Annotated in this window: 18 protein-coding genes; 3 read left to right on the top strand and 15 right to left on the bottom strand. The window is 47.5% G+C overall.

The genetic code is table 11. The features are described 5' to 3' along the window. Positions 1 to 36: 36 nt before the first annotated feature. The 3 genes from CAP50_RS00170 to CAP50_RS00180 all read right to left on the bottom strand — a co-directional run bounded on the left by CAP50_RS00170 (position 37) and on the right by CAP50_RS00180 (position 2,042). On the bottom strand, positions 37 to 525 hold the full coding sequence (locus CAP50_RS00170) for an NfeD family protein (protein WP_198411585.1): 489 nt from the start codon (positions 523 to 525) through the stop codon (positions 37 to 39). A 241-nt stretch (positions 526 to 766) separates the two neighbouring features. After that, positions 767 to 1,321, bottom strand: coding sequence for a porin family protein (locus CAP50_RS00175; protein WP_100748580.1), 555 nt, complete (start codon positions 1,319 to 1,321; stop codon positions 767 to 769). Positions 1,322 to 1,496: 175 nt separating this feature from the next. Beyond that, on the bottom strand, positions 1,497 to 2,042 hold the full coding sequence (locus CAP50_RS00180) for a porin family protein (RefSeq protein ID WP_100748581.1): 546 nt from the start codon (positions 2,040 to 2,042) through the stop codon (positions 1,497 to 1,499). Positions 2,043 to 2,459: 417 nt separating this feature from the next. Between CAP50_RS00180 and CAP50_RS00185 the strand changes: the two genes are divergently transcribed. Beyond that, on the top strand, positions 2,460 to 3,710 hold the full coding sequence (locus CAP50_RS00185) for an 8-amino-7-oxononanoate synthase (protein WP_100748946.1): 1,251 nt from the start codon (positions 2,460 to 2,462) through the stop codon (positions 3,708 to 3,710). 125 nt (positions 3,711 to 3,835) lie between these two features. Continuing rightward, complete coding sequence (locus tag CAP50_RS00190) at positions 3,836 to 4,660, top strand: methyltransferase domain-containing protein (protein ID WP_100748582.1); 825 nt, start codon at positions 3,836 to 3,838, stop codon at positions 4,658 to 4,660. A 123-nt stretch (positions 4,661 to 4,783) separates the two neighbouring features. Here the strand turns inward: CAP50_RS00190 and dnaK are convergent, their stop codons facing one another. Then, positions 4,784 to 6,721, bottom strand: coding sequence for a molecular chaperone DnaK (gene dnaK, locus CAP50_RS00195; protein ID WP_100748583.1), 1,938 nt, complete (start codon positions 6,719 to 6,721; stop codon positions 4,784 to 4,786). A 197-nt stretch (positions 6,722 to 6,918) separates the two neighbouring features. Beyond that, complete coding sequence (gene grpE, locus CAP50_RS00200) at positions 6,919 to 7,518, bottom strand: nucleotide exchange factor GrpE (RefSeq protein ID WP_100748584.1); 600 nt, start codon at positions 7,516 to 7,518, stop codon at positions 6,919 to 6,921. A 529-nt stretch (positions 7,519 to 8,047) separates the two neighbouring features. On the opposite strand from grpE, the gene CAP50_RS00205 reads away from it, so the two are divergent. Beyond that, a complete protein-coding gene (locus CAP50_RS00205) occupies positions 8,048 to 9,448 on the top strand; it encodes an alpha/beta hydrolase (protein ID WP_100748585.1) in 1,401 nt (466 codons plus the stop codon). A gap of 24 nt (positions 9,449 to 9,472) precedes the next feature. Here the strand turns inward: CAP50_RS00205 and CAP50_RS00210 are convergent, their stop codons facing one another. The 10 genes from CAP50_RS00210 to fmt form a co-directional block, all read right to left on the bottom strand. Continuing rightward, positions 9,473 to 9,655, bottom strand: a complete 183-nt coding sequence (locus CAP50_RS00210) for a hypothetical protein (protein WP_193833346.1) — start codon at positions 9,653 to 9,655, stop codon at positions 9,473 to 9,475. Positions 9,656 to 10,084: 429 nt separating this feature from the next. Further along, the gene (locus tag CAP50_RS00215) at positions 10,085 to 11,140 is read right to left on the bottom strand and encodes a TIGR01777 family oxidoreductase (protein WP_241900586.1); all 1,056 of its coding nucleotides are present in this window, start codon (positions 11,138 to 11,140) and stop codon (positions 10,085 to 10,087) included. A 164-nt stretch (positions 11,141 to 11,304) separates the two neighbouring features. Next, positions 11,305 to 12,246, bottom strand: coding sequence for a fatty acid desaturase family protein (locus tag CAP50_RS00220; protein WP_100748586.1), 942 nt, complete (start codon positions 12,244 to 12,246; stop codon positions 11,305 to 11,307). A 233-nt stretch (positions 12,247 to 12,479) separates the two neighbouring features. Then, positions 12,480 to 12,998: a GbsR/MarR family transcriptional regulator gene (locus CAP50_RS00225; RefSeq protein WP_100748948.1), complete on the bottom strand. Its 519-nt coding sequence runs from the start codon at positions 12,996 to 12,998 to the stop codon at positions 12,480 to 12,482. Between the two features lie 336 nt (positions 12,999 to 13,334). Beyond that, complete coding sequence (locus tag CAP50_RS00230) at positions 13,335 to 13,964, bottom strand: L-threonylcarbamoyladenylate synthase (protein WP_100748587.1); 630 nt, start codon at positions 13,962 to 13,964, stop codon at positions 13,335 to 13,337. Between the two features lie 89 nt (positions 13,965 to 14,053). Beyond that, positions 14,054 to 15,286, bottom strand: a complete 1,233-nt coding sequence (gene dprA, locus CAP50_RS00235; RefSeq protein WP_100748588.1) for a DNA-processing protein DprA — start codon at positions 15,284 to 15,286, stop codon at positions 14,054 to 14,056. Between the two features lie 64 nt (positions 15,287 to 15,350). After that, positions 15,351 to 16,448 carry a LysM peptidoglycan-binding domain-containing protein gene (locus CAP50_RS00240; protein WP_100748589.1) on the bottom strand — a complete coding sequence of 366 codons (1,098 nt, stop codon included), beginning with the start codon at positions 16,446 to 16,448 and terminating at the stop codon, positions 15,351 to 15,353. Positions 16,449 to 16,789: 341 nt separating this feature from the next. Next, a complete protein-coding gene (thrC, locus tag CAP50_RS00245; RefSeq protein WP_100748590.1) occupies positions 16,790 to 18,211 on the bottom strand; it encodes a threonine synthase in 1,422 nt (473 codons plus the stop codon). A gap of 57 nt (positions 18,212 to 18,268) precedes the next feature. Further along, positions 18,269 to 19,843 carry a transcription antitermination factor NusB gene (locus CAP50_RS00250; protein WP_100748591.1) on the bottom strand — a complete coding sequence of 525 codons (1,575 nt, stop codon included), beginning with the start codon at positions 19,841 to 19,843 and terminating at the stop codon, positions 18,269 to 18,271. 85 nt (positions 19,844 to 19,928) lie between these two features. Further along, positions 19,929 to 21,014, bottom strand: coding sequence for a methionyl-tRNA formyltransferase (fmt, locus tag CAP50_RS00255; protein ID WP_100748949.1), 1,086 nt, complete (start codon positions 21,012 to 21,014; stop codon positions 19,929 to 19,931). Positions 21,015 to 21,096 lie beyond the last annotated feature (82 nt).

Consider the following 21,096-nt stretch of genomic DNA (forward strand, 5'->3'; position numbering starts at 1 on the left):
TCATCCCTATAATTGATAATTGTATTTGACTGGCAGTCAAACTTGCCTATTTTTTTGGCTCAGCGTAGGCGATTGCATACTTCTGACGATCAGCTCATTGCCCACGATATCTGTCACCACCACCCGCTCACCAACTGCAATCTCCTCTCCTGTGGTGCGGCACATCCACTCTGCCGCGCCAACGATAGGGACACTAAAGCGTACGATACCTGCACGCTCGGGCTGCGGTGATAGCACAATCATTCCTGTCTCACCTACGATCACACCACCGCCCAATCCAGCTTTGGTACGGTCCACTGATAAAGGCTTGATAAACTTAAACCATGCGACTAAAAACACCGCCGACAGCACCAACCAAATGACAACTTGCACAAAAAGAGAAATCGGCAAGAGCCAAGCCAATGCTGCGACGATAATGGCCGCGGCACCAAACCACAGGCTGGCGAATGTCGGCACAAACATTTCAACAATCAGCAACAAAAAGCCCAGTACCAACCAATGCCAAGGCTCAATCATCAAAAACATCTCCATCATTGCCACCCACCCTGTCTGAATCATCCTAGCTTGCTATCCTAGCTTTCAATGTAGCATACTTTGAGCGTTTATAACCTCTTAAAAATCATCAATATACAACGCTCATAACACAGCGCCCATACCTTAGATGAAATCAAAAAGCGCAGAATAACCTTTGCCACATAAAAAAACGACCGCCAAAGCGATCGTTTTTTGTCTGATATATAAATATAAATTGTAATCAATCAATGTCTTAGAACTTCAGCTGAGCGCCAACAGTCATTAGATCAGCATCACTTCCCAGCTTGTCGTATTCAGCTTCAACGCTAAAGTTAGGATTTACTGAATAACCAAGACCAACACCGCCAGCTAGGCTCGTATCACTGTCCGAATACGTCTCCGTTCTGATTTCAGTATCGCCGATACTGCGCGTGTAGTCCCCTTCTATCTCAGTTTTTGCCACACCTAATTTACCTTTGGCATATAACCCTGTATTTGGGAACTGATAGCGGTAAGTACCATAAGCGCCATAAGACTTAGCATCAATATCACCACCGCGATAATCTGCATCATCTGAGCCGACGTACTCAGCTTCGATACCAAAGTTAGGATCAAAGTTATAACCCCCGTAGATACCATAAGCCGTTGGATCATCAGCACCATTGACGTCTAGATCAAATTGACCGACTTTGGCACCGACGTAAGCTTGACCGGTGTAACCATTACCGTAAGTGACGGCCGCTTGCGCGCCTACAGTGAGTAATGAACCTGCGGCTAAAGCCAATAGTGTTTTTTGTAAAGTTTTCATAATATTCCCCTAAGATAGTGTAGTTCGTCAATCTTATATAGAGTATTGGTTTGAGAAACGAGATAGACAACTGTCGTTTCTCAATGACTGCATAACTATTTATGACTGTATTGTATGACTGTGTTTCTCTTATAAATTCCTAATCCGGTAGACTTTTAGTCATCTCATCATCGATTTAGAATTTTAAATGAGCGCCCACTGTTAATAGCTTGGCATCGACGTCGCTATCCATCATGGCGTACTCGGCTTCAACCCCAAAGTTTGGGTTCACTGAATAACCAAGGCCCACGCCACCTGCGATACCAGTATCACTGGTTGAGTTTGACACTTTTAATGGACCAACCGTGTAGTCGCCTTCGACCTCAGTTTTGGCTACCCCTAGTTTACCTTTGGCGTATAAACCCGTGTTTGGAAACTGGTAGCGGGCCGTACCATAAGCACCATACGTTTTGGCATCTAAGTCACCATTTCTGTAGTCAGCATCGTCTGAACCGACATACTCTGCTTCGATACCGAAGTTTTGGTCAAAGTTATAACCACCATAAACACCATAAGCAGTTGGGTCATCAGCATTGTCGATATCCAAGTCAAACTGACCGACTTTTACACCCACATAAGGTTGGCCTGTGTAGCCGTTGCTATAAGTCGTCGCAGCTTGAGCACTGACTGTCAACAATGAACCAGTAGCTAGCGCAAGTAGGGTTTTCTGTAGAGTATTCATGATAATCTCCTTAAAATTGTGACAAACAAGTTATCTATTTATATAGGCTTTTGGCCTTATCGCCTTGTTTGCTAACGATGAATATATAGTAACAAACTATTTCAAACTCTCTGTCAGTGTTTGATGGTGTGAGAGTTAAGTTTTGCAAGTATTTATCAGCGTGTGGGTTACAAAGGCAAAGATATGAAATCTTTTGTTACAACCTCCGTTTTTGTGCAATAATCCCTACTTATTTCACCGAAAGCGAAGGCAGCGTGTGTGTCTGAGCACTAGGTTTTACCGAGCATATCCTCATGTTTCACCCAGTTAGACGATTATCGCTTGAATAAAAGACAGGCCCTAGCCGCAAGGGACAAAGAGACCGAAAAGGGCCAAAAAATCGCTTTGTTTTATCAAAATAACAGGAAAAAATAGATGATGACCCTCAAGGACGAGCTGGAGCAAGCACTACAGACGTTAAAGAAAAATGAGCAGTATCGACAGATACCGGCGCTGGCGCATGATGGGCGCTATGTTGTTTATCAAGGCAAACGCTTACTAAATATCGCCAGTAATGACTATCTGGGCTTGGGCAGCGACAGTAGGCTACAAAGGGCGTTTTTTGAGCAGATGGATCAGCTGGCTGACACGCATTATCCTAAGATGAGTGCCACCTCCTCACGGCTACTCACAGGAGACGACACGCAGTTACAAGCCTTAGAGCTTGAGATGCAAGCGTGGTATCAAACGGCAGTGTGTCAAGAAGATGCCTCTAATAGTCCTAGCAGTCCTAGCAATCTGAGTAGGCCAAAATCTGTGTTGGTATTTAACAGCGGCTACCATGCCAATATCGGTATTTTGCCTGCGCTGACCGCCTTACCCATCAAAACGCTGGTGTTAGCAGATAAACTGGTGCACGCCAGTATCATCGATGGGCTGCGCCTTAGCCAAAACAAAACCGTTGGCTATCGCCGTTATCGTCATAATGACTATGCTCATCTGGCTCGGCTTATCGAGCAAGCCGATGACGATATCAGGCGCATCATTATCGTGACCGAAAGCGTGTTTAGTATGGATGGTGATCGCGCAGACTTACAACAGCTGGTACAAATAAAAGCCCAAGATGCGCGCATTGAGCTGTATGTTGACGAGGCTCATGCCATCGGAGTTTTAGGTAAGACAGGGCTTGGGCTGGCAGAGGAAACGCAGACACTCGGGCAAATTGATTATTTGGTTGGTACCTTTGGCAAGGCATTTGCCTCCGTTGGCGCTTATATCATGTGCGATGAAACCATCAAGCGCTGGCTGGTCAATCACATGCGCTCACTTATCTTTAGTACCGCATTGCCGCCCATCAACCATGCTTGGACACGTTTTGTGTTGGCCAAAATGCCAAGCTTGACGTCGGCACGGACGCATTTGGCGCTACTGTCTACCGAGCTGAGCGAGGCCATTGCCCTCAAATACTCTACCAGCGCAGCCAGCAGCGCCTATACCTCACCTATCGTCCCTTATATATTGGGCGATAATGCGCGCACACTGGCCAAAGCCCAGCAGCTACAGGCCGCTGGGTTTTATGCACTGCCTATTAGGCCGCCTACCGTGCCTGCCAATAGCGCGCGCATTCGTCTAGTGATGAATGCCAAACTGACCTATGATGACTGTGAGCGGTTAATTCAGCAACTGTAGTTGTCTTAAATATAGGTTGAATCGCTACTGGCGATGACTGACGTACAGGTACCTTACGATCAGGTAAAGACGATGATATGGTTTAGGAAAAATGGCTCGCCGACAGATAGGATGTAATAGCATAGATGACACACTCAGCCGCACTCAAGCTAGATCACAGAAAGCAAACCATCGCGCGCCATTTTGCCAATGCCAGTCGTTATGATGAGCACGCCACTATCCAGCAAAAGATCTGTCACGACTTGCTGGCGACCATCCCCAAAAGAACGCAAGACAGCGTCTTAGAGATTGGCGCAGGTACAGGTCAAATGACCCGCCTATTGGCCGAGCACATTCAAAGCCAGCACTGGCTGATCAATGAGCTATGCGCCGAGCAAACAGCTACCCTGCAAGGCATTTTGCCAAATGCTCAGATCGCCATCGGCGACGCCGAAACTATCGACTTCAAAGGTAAACATAGTTTGATTGTCAGTGCCAACGCCGTACAATGGTTTGATGATCCTCTCAGTTTTGTTGCCCACTCTGCCTCTCGCCTCCAAGCAGGTGGCCAGCTGGCCTTTAGCACCTTTACGCCCAATAATTTTTTGCAAATCAAAGCCCTGACTGGCCAAGGTCTTCACTATCCTGATATGCAGCAATGGCGCTTGGCATTGCATCACGCTGGGTTTGACAATATTGCGCTATCGACACGGCGCTTTGATGTGACGTTTTCTAGTCCTTATGCGGTACTCAAACACATGAAACTCACTGGTGTATCGACCAATCAAACGCAAAACAAAGCCAGCCCGCGCATGGCTTTCATCTGGAACAAATTGAGCTTACAGCAATTTGAGCGGCGCTACTGGCAGCAGTTTTCGGCGATAGACGAGGCGGGAGACGCTGGTGTCATACTCACTTATGAAGCACTGATTATTAGCGCTCAGCTTATTGAACCAAATATCGATCGTTGAACCAAATATCGACCGTTGAACCAAATATCAGTTATTGATCAAATGAGTAACTGCCATAAAAAAACGCACCTCGAAAGGTGCGTTTTTATGTCACATTAATCAACGGTCAGCTTATCAGCCGTTTTATTTTTTGTCGTCTACTTCTGTAAACTCAGCATCGACAACATCATCGTCGGCTTGGTTGTTACTTGCTGCATCCGCGCCTTGCTGGAACTGGCTTGGATCCATACCTTCTGCGCCTGCACCGCTATCAGCATAGATTTTTTGGCTGATAGGCAAGAAGGCATTGTCTAGCGCTTCAAGTTTGGCTTTGATGTCGTCATGATCATCTTCTTTAGTCGCTGTCTCTAACTCAGAGATTGCCGCTTCTACTGATGATTTTTCTTCTTCAGTGACTTTATCACCCGCTTCTTTTAGCGCTTTTTGTACCGCATGGATACGACCATCCGCTTCGTTACGCACTTGCGCCAGATTTGCAAACTTCTCATCTTCAGCTGCGTTGGCTTCAGCGTCTTGTACCATTTGCTCAACTTCTTCATCCGACAAGCCAGAGTCTGCTTTGATCTGGATGCTTTGCGCTTTACCAGTACCTTTATCAGTCGCTGAGATGTTCATGATACCATCAGCGTTGATATCGAAAGTCACTTCGATTTGTGGCAGACCACGCGGCGCTGGTGGAATATCTGTTAAGTCAAAGCGGCCAAGCAGTTTGTTTTGGTTAGCGATTTTACGCTCGCCTTGATAAACCTGAATGGTTACCGCAGGCTGGTTGTCTTCTGCTGTTGAGAACACTTGTGATTTCTTGGTAGGAATCATAGTGTTTTTCTCGATGATTGGGGTCATTACGCCGCCCATCGTCTCAATACCAAGCGTCAATGGTGTCACATCAAGCAATAAAACGTCAGTTTTGTCACCAGACAATACCGCACCTTGAATCGCGGCACCCGCTGCTACTGCTTCGTCAGGGTTTACGTCTTTACGTGGCTCTTGACCGAAGAACTCTTGTACTTTTTGTTGTACAAGTGGCATACGAGTCTGACCACCGACCAAGATCACGTCGTTGATGTCGCCGACTTTTAGGCCAGCATCTTCAAGGGCAATCTTACACGGACCCATGGTACGCTGTACCAAATCTTCGGTTAGGCTTTCAAGCTTAGAGCGGCTGATAGTGATGACCAAGTGCTTAGGACCACTGCTGTCAGCGGTGATGTATGGTAAGTTCACTTCAGTGCTTTGAGCGCTTGATAGCTCGATTTTTGCTTTTTCGGCTGCTTCTTTTAGACGCTGCATCGCAAGTGAGTCACCTTTTAGGTTGACGTCTTGCTCTTTTTTGAATTCATCGACCAAGTAATCAATCAATGCTGAGTCAAAGTCTTCACCGCCAAGGAATGTGTCACCGTTGGTCGCTAGTACTTCAAACTGCTGCTCGCCATCGACGTCAGCAATTTCGATGATTGATACGTCAAATGTACCACCGCCCAAGTCATATACGGCAACTGTGCTATCGCCTTGCTTTTTGTCCATACCATAAGCAAGCGCGGCGGCAGTTGGCTCGTTGATGATACGTTTTACATCAAGACCGGCAATTTTACCGGCGTCTTTGGTGGCTTGACGCTGTGAGTCGTTGAAGTAAGCAGGTACGGTTACGACCGCTTCTGTTACTTTTTCGCCCAAATAGTCTTCTGCCGTTTTTTTCATTTTTTTCAAGATTTCAGCAGAAACCTGTGGTGGCGCTAGTTTTTTACCGTTTACTTCTACCCAAGCATCACCGTTATCCGCTTTGGCGATTTTGTATGGCACCATGCCGATGTCTTTTTGTACCACTTTGTCATCAAAACGGCGACCGATCAGACGCTTGATCGCAAACAAAGTGTTTTTTGGGTTGGTGACCGCTTGACGCTTAGCCGATTGACCAACGAGGATTTCTTCGTCTTTATAAGCGACGATAGAAGGTGTGGTACGGGTACCTTCAGCGTTTTCGATGACTTTGACTTTGTCACCTTCCATCACTGCCACACATGAGTTGGTTGTACCCAAGTCAATACCAATTACTTTACCCATAATCAAATGCTCCTAATGTATATTTTAAATATAACTACTTATATCTTCAGACCATAGTCGGTCACTTGTTGCTATATATCGGTTTGCCTGTCGGTTTTTTCAAGGCAATCATCAAGCAAAAATTGTCTTTTGTGTGATTTTTTGTCAAAACCCTTTATATAAGTAAGGTTTAGACGCTTAAAATCAAGTAAAAAATCCTACTGACCCACGCGTACCATCGCTGGACGTAGTAGGCGACCATTTAGGCTATAGCCTTTTTGTAGCACTGTACCGACCACATCAGCGTCGGCATCGGCATCAATACCCACCGCTTCATGGACATCCGCGTTGAACTTTTCACCTTGTGGGTCAATCACTTCGATACCGTTTTTGTTGAGGACAGACAGCAGGGCTTTGTGCGTCAGCTGCACGCCTTCGGCAACCGGATCGCTGGCGTCGGCGTTTTCAATCGCACGCTCTAGATTATCAACGACCTCCAATAGCTCTTTGGCAAATTTTTGTAGGGCAAATTTCTTGCTCTTATCAGCTTCTTGCTCCATGCGTTTTTGCGCATTGTAAGCTTCGGCATTGGCACGGGCGGTGGTCTCACGGGCATGCTTGACCTCGCCTTCGAGCTCAGCAATACGTGCTTTGAAAGTGTCGATATCGATTTCGTTGTCGATGGTGACGTTTTCAGCTGAATTGTTTTTTGGATCAAACTCTTGCATGGTTTCTTCTAAAATACTGTCATTATGCTCGACATTGTCGTGCGCCACATTGTGCTCAGGGGATTTGTGGTTATTGTTTTGCTCGCTCATGATAGCTCCTTAGAATTTTAATAATGACGATTGAGGTATGGCACAACAAACCTGCTGGCGGCAAGTCATGCTGTGCTCTTATTAGTCTGCGCTTTTATTAGATAATCAACAGATATCACTGATTTTTTGCGAATATGCTTTGATAGCTGATTGATAAAGGTGATGAGGACAAATTTCAAGCCTTGAGCTGAGGATTTTTTCCCATTTACAACAATTGCTGTACCAACGAGCGTGGGACCTCTAAAGACATGGTGATGACAACGACATAAACGGTGAGGCCAAACATTGAAATAAAACGTTGGAACAAACAGGCAAATCTAGCCAATCTATTTTGCAAGAGGTACCGCCCTATTGGTATTGATTTACCTTTATAGCTCACACCCACTACCAAACCTTTGGTTTATTCCAAAATTTTTACGGTTTTCATTCAATCCATTACCAAAATATACTCAATTTTGTTTTCTTTTGCTTTACTATGGCCAAAAACATCTGTTATTTCAAACACTAACCATCATGTATCCGAGGTGTTATGTCTCACTCAACCATATCGCTCAACACCTTATTAAATAGAGCGTTGATCAATCTAAAGCGCTCAAACGAGCTAGCGCCTGAGATAGAAGCTGTACCAAAAGATAGCGCTAAGCGTCAATGCTTTGCGTTAAAAAGCACGTGTTTGGGTTATCAGCAAGTCGTTAATCATCAAGCGCATACCTTGCATTATGCGATGAAAGGGCTGGGCTATTTGCCATTGCCGCTGTTAGAAAGTTTGGTCAGCTACCTTGGCGGCCCGACTTCTAAGCAATACTTGCATGCCGATGCCCATCTACGGCTGATTTTGGCGATAAATAGTAAGCTAAAAACCCCGCTTGAGCTGACGCCGATGCCTAAGCTGCGCGAGAGGTTCGCTGCCGATGCCGTGGCCATGCAGTCTCCAAAGGTATGGCAACAGACGGGCGATACGCTGATGAATAATATAAAGCGCTTTCGCAAAAAAGGTGAGGTCAGCGTTCGTTGGACTGATAAGGTGATTGCAAATGCTGATGATGGCGATATGACCATTCGCTGCTATCAGCCAGACGCTAGCACTTATAGAAAGACAATCAAAAAAGGCAGCGTGCACAATCCTGATGAGACTGTGTTGCTGTTTTTTCATGGTGGTGGGTTTTGTATCGGCAGTATTGATACGCATCACGAGTTTTGTCATGCGCTGAGCCAGCAGACTGGCTGGCCTGTCGTCAGTGTCGACTATCGATTGGCACCTGAGCACCCCGCCCCAGCCGCGCTAAAAGACTGTATCAGCGCTTATGCTTGGCTGGCCGAGCATTGTCATATGTTTGGCGCGCTGCCATCACGTATCGTCTTGGCAGGCGACAGCGCAGGTGGCGGCTTATCGACCCTTATTGCTCAGCAGCTCACCGCCCCTGCCAAACAAGCTTGGGCAGACCTAGGCGAAGCGGGGCAAGATATGTTTGCGCTGTTAGAGCGTCTGCCTCAGCCACTTGCGCAAATGCCGCTTTACCCTGTTACCGATATCGAGACAGACTATCCAAGCTGGGAGCTATACGGCGAAGGCTTGTTGTTAGATCATGACGATGTGGCGGTGTTTGACGCGGCATGTCTAAAAAACAGCCCCTTACCGCGACAACACATTCTCAACTCGCCTATGCTGGGGGACAACAGCCACGTCTGCCCCACTTATATCGTCACCTCAGAGCTGGATGTCTTACGTGATGAAGCTTTTGCGTATGCAGAGCAACTAAAGACACATGGCATATCAGTGAGAAATTATACGGTACTTGGTGCGCCGCATGGTTTTATTCACTTTATGAGCATTCATCAGAGGCTAGGATTAGAAACCCGCAAAATCATCCACGGTTTTGCCAGTTTTGTCCGTGAGGTCATTCGTGAGCAGGGGCAGTTAGCGGCCTAATGACTGACTGCTTTGGCGCGCTGACTATGACGACGGCTCAGCAACGGCACCACTGGGCGTCAGGGTAATTATCCAAATCTCAGAGCGCGTCCCCAGTCGAAACGGTACCGGCCCAAAGCCATATCCCGATGTCACCAAAAACTGCGTCTCCCCTACCACCTTAGCGCCATAATGTAGGGGCGCAAGCCCGCGCATCAATAACGTCAATGGAAATATCTAACCGCCATGCGTGTGCCCTGCTACATGCAAATCTATCGGTAAAGAACTGATTTCGTCCATCATAGCTGGCCTTTAGACGCTCTTTCATCAATGCTTCACACTTTTTACATAAAACCTCATATAGTGGAATCCAAATAAACCAGATGCATGGCGCTCGGGTCGCTCAAAGTAGCGTGGCTATTCATTTAAACGCGGAACTGGTATAAATCAGTTATATGGTTTCACGTGAAACACCTCTAAGTTAAAACCTCTCATGATAAGGCTTGCGAGCGTACTGTTTTGTTAGTGTGATACTTGAGTCTTTGCTTTTTTTGATAGCCATAATTAGGCACCAGTTTTATCATATCAATGCGGATGGTGAACGGGTTGTATTTGTTTCACATGAAACAACTCCGTAGACCGTTCTTTTATTTAGCGCTATTTCGCCTCTAAGGCTTGCATGAGCGTAGGATATCGAAACTCATAACCCGCCGCTAATAACGCCTGTGGCAATACTTTTTGACCATCAATTAGTAGTGTCGACATCTCACCAAATATCTGCTTTAGTAAAAATTCTGGTAAAGTAAAGAGTGTTGGACGATGTAGCCATGTACCTACGGTTTTGGTAAAAGTATGATTGGTCACAGGGTTGGGCGCAGTTAAGTTGTAGACCATGGCTGGCGTATCATTTATGGTTTTTAGTGAATTATCATTTGTGGTTTGACTGTTGTCATAATCAGCAAGGTACTGCTCAATGATAAATATCACAGCGCCGACCCAGTCTGCCCGACTGATCCAGCTCATGATTTGCTTGCCATCGCCCAATTGTCCACCAACGCCCATTTTAAATGGGGTCAAGAGCTTGGCAAGCATCCCGCCATCAGGATGAATCACCACACCAGTGCGCACGATTGCCACAGGCACACGATGTTCAGTGGCTTTAAGCGCTAACTGCTCCCAATCATCACATAATTTATGAGCAAAATCTGTCTCAAAACCACTACTTTCTGTCAATGGTTTATCGCCTTGTGTGCCGTACCACCCTATCGCTGAACCACTAATCAATAATTTGGGCTTGCTGCGACGGCGAGCAATAAATGCCAACAATGCCTCAGTAGGCCGGATACGGCTCGCCATCAGCTGCTCTTTGCGACTATCGCTCCAGCGCGAGTCGGCAATACCTGCCCCCGCTAGGTTTATTATCACATCAAAGCTTTTATCAGTCTTTGTAAGCTCATCATAAGTCATCGTAGCGATATCGTCAGGGTGCGCCTGGTTACTATCACGCGTCAGCCAAGTGACTTGTGGTGCCTTTTTTCGCTCACGATACCGCGCCATGATTTCGTCGCTAAATGCTCGACCCAAAAACCCTGAACCACCACTGATTAAGATATGCATGTCTGACTCCTTATTCATATCGCCAACTATCTGTATCGTCAACTCTTTGCTTAAGATAAACGCTGTATCACCATCATCGTCTTCTTTCACCGTCATATCAAAACGACTTTCACAGGTTTTTGGTAACGTCTTTTGGTCTAGGACATCTCTTCAATTCAATCAATAGCCATCTAAATGGGTTAAAAATAAAGACACGCCCTATTGACCAACACCTATAAAATAACTGGCCTTCTTTCATCCATTTAGAGATCTACTCGTCTCTAAGCAAAACGCTTACGGATAGGGCACTCACTGTCATCACTATTTTGATACTTGTCTTTTATGGCATTCCAGCGATGCTTCATGTGCTTTATAACGGTAGTGCGGCTGGGTAGTACAGGCGCATTGGTCAAGTGAGGTGCGGCTGCGTCCAAACGCTTGGCAAGCGTTGGCAAATGGTTGGATGGTATCGCAGGAAACAAATGATGCTCTACATGATACAGTAAATTAAATGTCAGCAGATTTACCAGAGGGTTGCGCTCAGTGCGAGCTATCGTCTCGTCACAGTCATGATGCACGCCCCACACAGCGATGATACCGACACTGGCATTGGCCAACATCATCACCACAAGATGGTATAGCACCACCTGCCCAAGCACCGTAGACGCAGCAAACACGCTCATCATCAGGGCACCCATGATTACCAATGCCATCAACCCAAACTCTAGCCAAGCCAGCATCCTATGACGGCGACTGCTCAAGCGCAGCCCTTGACGGTAGATAGCCAACCGATACGTGATACCGCCGAGCAGTGCTTGCTGCCATGATGCCTTTGCCAAACGACCCTCAACGTCTTGGTCGCCTAATGGGTCTCGATGGTGCGCCATGTGAGTGGCTCGGATACTATGTAAGCTGGTCATCAATAGCACACTAAGCAGCAACAAAAGAGCAGTGGTCAGACGCCGACCTGCACCTAAACTATGGTGATAACCATCATGCGCTTGACGAAAAGCGGCGGCAAAAAACAGATAAGACGCACCGCACGCCAGTACATACCAAGACTGGCTAGCAAACCACCACGACAACAATAAAAACGGATAAGGCAAAATAATATTATAAGCGATCTGCCTACCAGTCAGCTGGCGCAGGTCTTGCCAGGCTATCGACCTCACCATATCCTTGACCGTTTGCTCTGTCTGACTCTGTGTGTTATTTGGTTTCATGTGCCACATCCATTTGTGATTGGTCTAAAACCTCTATAGGTTATCTTGTTATTATTATTGTTATTTCTGTCAAAACAGAAATAACAATTTAAATTTTTATGAGTTTATGTAGGGCGTGTCCTCTAGCGGCGTAAGCACCGCCCGCAAAAAACTGAATACCAGTCGCGCTGCACCTGTTTACAGTAGATTAACTATCACTAAACCACGCACCATCGCTTGTTTAACACAGTCCATTAACGTAAGACTTTTTTTATACTACTACCCAACTTCAATATCTTTTTGAGTACACTGCTGGGCAATCGTAGCATCTCAGAAGACCACGTGGTCACTGTTTCGACGAATGCTTGTGTCTCACGAAGCCGAGCTTTTACGTCGCTGTTTTCGTGCTCAAACTCTGGGCTGTCTATGAGCGCCTGCAAAAACTGTACTGTCGGCTCAAGCTCACGCTTTTGACGCTCAATCACGATGATACGTGCCAACTCCCAAACGTCGGTATTGGTGGTAAAGTGATCGCGGCGGTCGCCCAGTATTGAGACCTTTTGTACCAGCCCCCAATGTTGTAACTCTTTGAGGCTGTTTGAAACGTTTGAGCGTGCAACACCAAGCGTTTCAGTAATCTGCTCAGCATTTAAAGGCTTGCCAATGATAAACAATAACGCATGAATCTGCGACATGGTGCGATTGATGCCCCACTGCGAGCCCATCTCTCCCCAATGCAAAACGAATTTTTCAGTCACAGGATTTAGTTTCATAATTGATAGATACACGCTATTTTTAAATTGATAACCATTGTCTATCTCCATACTGCGCTATTCTTTTATTTCTGTCAATAGTGAAATCATAAGACAATATGATGATATGGTGAGTTCATTATAAAAACGATACAGTGGGACTGGGATGAGTTTTATGCAGCATCGAGCAGCGCAGGCACAGCACGCAAGGAAAATTTATACCAGTTCCACGTTGATATATAATGTATCTGTTTTATTTAGAATCGACTATAAGACGATATATAGTCAGATTAATACAAAACCCAGTCCAATCTACTTATGCCGTGTGTCTGGTTTTCTGTAAAGCATGAGTGGGCGCTAACGAATGATCAAACCTGTGCGCGCGTCACGGATTTGGCTCGGCAGCGTATATCCCAAGGTATCAGCCTGTAAGTAGCCGATTTGCTCAGAAAAATACGCATAAGCTTCAGAGAAAGTCATGGCAGGCGGCTGGCCTGAAGGGTTACAGCTGGTGGAGACCAGCAGGCCAAAAGGGTTTTGCTCACTGACCAACTGCTGGCACAGCTGCTGGATAAGCGGATGAGAGATGACCCGTACCGCCACGGTTTGATGCTGGCCGGTTATCCAATGAGGGATACTGGTGCTTAGTGTTTTCGGAATAGGCAATAGCCATGTATGCGCTTGTTGATACTGCGGCTGGGTGTTTTCGCTGTCCGTCTGCCAGCTCGCCAAAATAGGCTGACGCTGAGCCTGTGTTAAAGGCGCAAGCAACGGCGCTAAACGTTCGGCACTATCGGTAATGACAATCATGCCTTTGGCGATTGGTCGCTGCTTGATGGTCAAGATGCGCTGTACGGCGGCTTGATTATAAGGGTCACAGCCGATACCCCAGACACTTTCGGTTGGATAAGCAAGTAGCTGGCCATTTTTTAGCCAAGTAGCAGCTTGGCTGACAGAGTCGGCCAAAACGGAGGAGGATGGTTTCATGTTGAAGGTACAAAAAATAAAAGGGTAGAAACTTATCATACCACAGCAAAAAGCCAATCTAAGACAGCCACTCGCAAAAATAGCATTTTTTAAACACGCAAGTAACGCCCGCCTTGTACGCTGATGAGACCCAATAGCTCAAGCTCCATCAGCTGCCCGATCAAAACGGGTGCTTCAAGCGTGGTGGCCAGCAACAGCGCATCCAAATCTTGCCCATGCCAATCAAGCTTCTCATATATTGGCTGCAAGTGTTTGGGAACCACAGGGTCAGGGTGATGAGCTATCGTAGATGGCAGCGGGTTCTCTGCAGTATTGGCAACCTGTGCTGATGGTGTGGCGTTATCATTATCAGAAGGTGTGCGTTTGTTCGGCGGCACGCGACTACCATGACCTATCTGATGGCTGAGCTGAAGGCTGACATCTTCAATAACCTGCTGAGGATGATAAATCAACGTCGCCCCTTCGCGTATCAAATGGTGGCAGCCTTCAGCATTGCTATTGTCAATATGACTTGGCACCGCAAAGACTTGCTTGCCTTGCTCTGAGGTCAAGCGCGCGGTAATCAGCGAGCCACTTTGAATGGTGGCTTCGGTGACGATAGTCGCTAGACTGAGTCCTGCGACCAAGCGATTACGGCGTGGAAAGGTATGCTTGTGAGGCGGCGTATGCGGTAGCAGCTCACTGATGATACAGCCGCCCTGCTCGATGATTTGACTAAATAGCTGGTCGTGGTGATTGGGATAATTGACATCAATTCCTGTGCCCATTACCCCGATCGTCCGGCCTTGATGAGCTAAATCTGTCTGTGCCAGTGCACCTAGATGTGCGCGTTTATCCACACCCATGGCCAGCCCGCTGGTGACGATGTAGCCTGCCTGCGCTAAGTACTGCGCCATATCAAAGGTGATTTTTTGTGCGTGGGCGGTGGGCTTACGACTACCGACGATGGCGATTTGGGCTTGGTGCAGACGAGAGAGGTTACCGCGATAAAATAACACAGGCGGCGGATCATAGATCTGTAGCAGCTGGGCAGGATAGTCCGCTTGATCAGCAAACAGTAATCCATAGCGTCCTTCTACGCGCGCTTGTTGGATTTTGTCGATATTAGCGCGTGTTTGCGCTGGCTGCTCATGGCGTTTGAGATGGGTGTAATGAATACCCAGCTGCCGCCAAGCCTCTACTGTCGCCGTCCACGCCAGCTGCGCACTACCAAAGCTCGTCGTCAGCTTGTGATAAGCAGACAATGACGCATTCACCTCATACCATAGCGCCACTATGGCGCGCTGCTCGTCTGATAAAGAAGGGGTGACTACTGTCATCATCGTTTGGCTCGTCTCCGCTAAGATCGGGTGCTCATCTCAAAACCTTGTACTGTGTTTGGCGTGTTTATAAATATGGCGGCGGTAATAGCTGATCACCGACATTTAGCGGTAACTCAGAATCCAGTACATAGGCATAGCTGATATGTTCAAACGTATTAAACACCATCAGCATCCCACTTGGCTCGTTTGGCAAACGCACTGGCGTATCATTGTCTCTGATATCACGCACCAATGGTCCTTTTTGGTACACAGTCAACACATCACCAGGTTTGGCACCATGCGTACTACCAAGGTTGATGGCGACCACGCTGCCTTTTGCTGCGGAGCTGATCGAATCCATCACCCGTACGATCATACCGCCGCGACTGACGCTGGCTGGGGTTGGATAAAACACAGGCGGGATCGCATTGTCTAATTCTACAAATACCCGATCACCTTCGCGCACTTCTTTGCCATAGCTGCCTGTCAGTTGCAGGCTAGTGACGCCGTTGCTTTCTGTCGATGTTACTAGGCCTGTGGCCACTTGGGTAACTTCAAGACCGATGACTTTTTGGTTTTTTGGCTCGACGTACCTCTCACCTTCACGGTAAATGCCATAGCGTTGCCCCACGATCAGTGGTACGCCTTTGGCATAGACCTTATCACCACTGGCGGTGATTAAGTTGCGGTTTTTAGAAGCCAAGATGTATGGCGTGGTATTAAAATCTTGTGGATCGACGATGATGGTTTTATCGAGCCAATGCTGAATCGCTGACCAAGGAATGGGAGGGATACTGTTGGCCGTTGAGGTCACAGTGACCGCACTGGCGGTGACATCACCCATCAGCTGCTTTTCGATTCCTGCACAGCCTTCACCCGTATCGACACCGACCAAGGTTTTACCCTGAATCACGCACAAAATAAGGATGTCGTTTGGGTAGATCAGATGCGGGTTTTTGATTTGTTTATTGGTTGCCCAAATATCTTTCCAGCGCCATGGGCTGTCTAAGTAACGCCCAGAGATATCCCATAAGGTATCGCCTTTTTTGACGATGTAGCGATTGGGGGCATCGGCTTTGATGGTAGGTGGTGGATTATTGGCGTGGGCAGTACTCATTAGCATGGCACTGCTAAATGTCGTGATCAACAGTGCTTTTGCTATCTTTTTTAAGCTCATCTTCATTGTTATATCCACAATATGTACCGCTGTCGCCGCCTTAACAAACCCTACTTACGTCTATACCTGTCAAGTCCTTCGATTATATATTCGTAGAGACTCAGCGCAGTTTACAGACACAGCAATGCAATTATTATGACGCCTATTGGGCAGCTGTTTTTTGTAATTGACTGATGTTTATGGCTAAAAAAGCGTCTAGCACGATGAAGACCTGCCGACGCTGTTTCTCATATTACAATTATATCCACCATAACACAATCATAAACACTTTATTACAATGGCGTAACCTTTATGTGGATGATTTCCTAGATTTACTTTTTACAATGAGCGTTAAATACCTCTATTAATTACGCTGGATTTGCCGTTACATGTTGACGAATTTGTTCAGCGACCAGCTCAGGGTCGTTGTTTAATACCACGACATGCTGCGGCAAATCCTCTAGCCCCTCGGTATGGGCTGGACGAGCAATCTCTATTTGCCCAACAGCTTCAACAATGGTATCGGCAAACTTCACCGGCAAGGCAGTCTCGGCACATACGATAACTTCACCTGCGCGTTGTAGTTCTTTAGCGACTTTAATACCGTCGGCAGTGTGCGGATCGACCAACTCACCATGCTGCTCATAAAGCGCCTTGATGGTCTGTAAGCGGTCGCTATGGGTGGACTTGCCAGCGGCAAAACCGTAGCGAGTATTGACCCTATCTTTTAAATCAGACAAATCAAACCCTTGGCCGGCTTTCACCCCTTCAAATAGCTCATGGACGCGCGCGCTGTCTTTATCGAGCAGTAAATAGACAAAACGCTCAAAGTTAGAGGCTTTTGAGATATCCATCGATGGGCTAGAGGTCACGTAAGTCTGCTCAGCTGGGCGCGGCTGGTAGGCACCTTGATTAAAGAAATCATTGAGCACATCGTTTTCGTTGGTGGCGACGATAAGGCGATCGACTGGCAGCCCCATCTCACGAGCAATATGACCGGCACAAATATTGCCAAAATTGCCCGATGGTACGCTAAAGCTGATTTTTTCGTCATTGCTTGTGGTGACGGCAAAATAGGCCTTAAAGTAATACACAATTTGCGCCAGAATACGGCCCCAGTTGATCGAGTTCACCGTACCGAGATTATAAGCGGCTTTGAATGCCGCGTCCTGTTGCAGCGCTTTGACGATATCTTGACAGTCATCAAACATACCGTCGATGGCGATATTATGGATATTGTCATCAGTCAAACTATACATCTGCGCACGCTGAAACTCACTCATCTTGCCATGCGGTGACAGCATAAAGACTTCGATGTTTTCTTTACCGCGTAGCGCATACTCCGCGGCACTACCCGTATCACCACTGGTGGCACCAATGATGGTAATCCGCGCGCCTTTCTTTTTTAGCACGTATTCAAAGGCATTGCCCAAAAACTGCATAGCTACGTCTTTAAATGCCAGCGTCGGACCATTGGACAATCCCAAAATATACAGGTCGTCTTCAAGTTTGCGGACAGGGACAATCTCATCAGAGCCAAAGACGTCAGCGGTATAAGTACGCTCGATGATATCTTGCAAATCAGTGGCCGGGATATCCGTGGCAAAACGCTGCATAATCGCCATGGCAAGCTGCGGATAGCTCAGCGTACGCCACTCATCAAGGGTAGCGCTATCAATGCTCGGATACTGCTCAGGCAGCATCAAACCGCCATCTGGCGCAAGCCCCATCAAAAGCACATCACTAAAATCCATCGGTGCTGTCTGACCACGGGTACTGATATATTTCATGAGATTGTCCTGTCTACAATGATTTTTTCAATATTTAAAACGGTTTATTCAGCAGTTTTATGCCATTGTCTTCTGTAGCAGCGCATAATAAAAACCATCGCCACCCTCGCGATCTATCGGCAAGCACTGACGCCCGATCGCCTGTTCGATACCCCAACTACACGCCTCGGTAAACGCAACCACCGCCGCATCGTCATGACGACTGACAAAGTCTTGCATTTGCAGGACGTTTTCTTGTTTTAAAATAGAGCAAGTCACATATAACAAGTAACCGCCGACTTTGAGCTGTGGCCATAGGTTTTGCAAAATCTCTGCTTGCAATAACGCAGTCTGCTCGACGTCCTCTTCGGTACGCAAAATGCTGATATCTGGATGACGACGAATCACGCCGGTCGCCGTACAAGGCGAATCCAGTAATATAGCATCAAATACACCGCTGTTTTTAGCAGAATCTTGCTTTTTAGACGCACCAGTGCTGCGCCAGCAGGTTGCATCGGCGCAGACGATATCTAGAGCGATACCTCTGCTACTTTGTGCCAAGTCTGTCTGGGTAAAGTTAAGGCGCTTTAGGTTGTCATAGATACGCTCGATACGCGATGCTTCATTATCGATGGCGGTGAGCTTGATGCCCGTAGGCGCTGATGTCGCTGCTGTATTATCTTGTTTCACGTGAAACAAGACTGACGCATCTTCAGAGCTCAATAATTCTAGCCAATGCGCCAGTTTGCCCCCAGGTGCCGCGCAAGCATCTAGGATATGCAGCTCATGATTATCTAAGCCCGCCTGAGACTTATCAGCGCTCACCTTACTCATCAAAGCACGATGAATAATCGGTGCCGCAAGCTGCGCGTGCATGTCTTGTACACTCACGATGCCGTCAGCGAAGTCAGGCAAGGCGCTGACAGCAGTGCTTTGGCGTAGCCGCAGACCTGTAGTCGCTAGGGTGAGGGGTGCAACGTTAGAGGCACTGGGTAGACAAAAACCCGTGCTAAGCTCGGTCAACTCTGTCTCAATCTCTGCCCCATCTAGCACTTCTTGATACTCTGCAACTGAGGTGGCCGCCGCGTTTACTCGTAAAAACATCGGGGCTGACTGCCGCAGTCCTTGTGTCAGCGCATCATACTGCTCGCTCCAGTCTTGCTTGAGCTGATAAGCAAGCCAGTTCGGCAGGCTGTGGTTTTTATTGCATTTTTTGCGAAACTTATTGGGGTTTTTGGCGACCTTACGCAGGATGGCATTGATAAGGCCAGTTGCATGAGCAAAGCCGACCTCTTTTGCCGCCTCCACCGTTTCGTGTATCGCGGCGTGGTCAGCGACCTCTAAATACAGTAGCTGCACCAGACCGACCTGAATGGTAGTACGAACTTCAACTTCCTCGACGGGGTTGTCCGCCAAGCTATCCAGCAGCCGCGCCAGCGCATGCCACTGGCGTAAGGTCGTCAAAAGTAGCGCATGGGCAAACCCTTTATCACCATCGTGCAAGCTATTGAGCAAAGGATCAAGAACGCTTGCCAACGACTGCCCATTTTGAATGGCCAACAAGGTACGTATGACTCGTACGCGGACACTGCCATTCATAATCAGGTTGCTTGAGGGTTTATGATTTTTAGACGCGGGGCTGGGATGTCTCATTGAGTTGCTGTTCCTTGACGTATGCGCGATAGCGTCTGATAAAGGTTAGATAACTTATAACTAAAGTACATGAAGCTTAATTGAATTAGTTTGATTCTTTGGTGAACTGGTCGCCATCATTTAATTGGTTGCCATGGCAGACTTGCTCTGCTGTCATCGGCTTGCCACCTGCAAACTGCAGATGAGTAATGGCCAATGTCCCGCTTGCCTGCTCAGTATGACTGGCCGCCAAGCTATCGTCTTTGCCACAAGCGACCAATATCGCTTTGCGTCCGACACTGATGATGGTACCAGCGGGCAGTTCGGTTTGCTGCGAGGGGTTGACCGGTAGGCTGGCCAAAATCTTGACACGTTGACCATTGAAAAAAGTATAAGCGCCTGGCCACGGTGTCAGACCACGAATTTGACGCTCAATCGTCGCCGCCGGTTGTGCCCAGTCAATCTCGCCTTCGGTTTTGACAAGCTTTTCGGCGTAATTGGCTTGACTGTCATCTTGCGCGGCGGCTTGGGCTTGGTAGTGCGCCAAATCCTTTAACACAGTACCGATGGCGTCCGCGCCCAATGTTGCCATTTTGTCGTGTAGGCTGGCTGCCGTGTCATCAGCGGTGATAGGCGCACTGACTTTGTAGAGCATGTCACCGGTGTCTAGTCCCTGATCCATCTGCATAATGGTAATGCCAGTCTCACTATCGCCTGCCAAGAGCGCACGATGAATGGGCGCTGCACCACGCCAGCGCGGCAGTAGCGAAGCATGAATATTAAGACAGCCATAAGTGGGTGTCGTCAGTACGCCCGCAGGTAGTATCAACCCATAAGCGGCAACAATCATCACATCGGGCTGATAGCTACGCAGCGTCTGGCGGGCTGCCATGCCTTCGGTTCTCGATTTTTTAAAGGTCGGTGGCTGCTCTACCACGATATCATGGGCGAGCGCCACTTGCTTGACCGCTGAGGCGGCCAGTTTTTGCCCGCGGCCCGCTTTGCGATCAGGCTGGGTATAAACCGCCACAATATCTATGTTGAGTGCTTGTTGCTGGGCAATGAGCGACTCAAGGCTGACCGCCGCAAACTCAGGCGTCCCAGCAAACACCACACGTAATGGCGTGCTAGAAGTCGTGTCAGCAAGGCTAGATGAGGGGGATAACTTAGAAGCAGGAGCAATTGTCGTCATAATCATGCATTATATAGGGTTCGGTGCTTCATTATAGGTGAGTTTGGCGTATTGTGCCATGATTGTAACCGCGCCTACTCAG

It is taken from the genome of Psychrobacter sp. L7, assembly GCF_002810365.1.
GTDB lineage: Bacteria > Pseudomonadota > Gammaproteobacteria > Pseudomonadales > Moraxellaceae > Psychrobacter > Psychrobacter celer.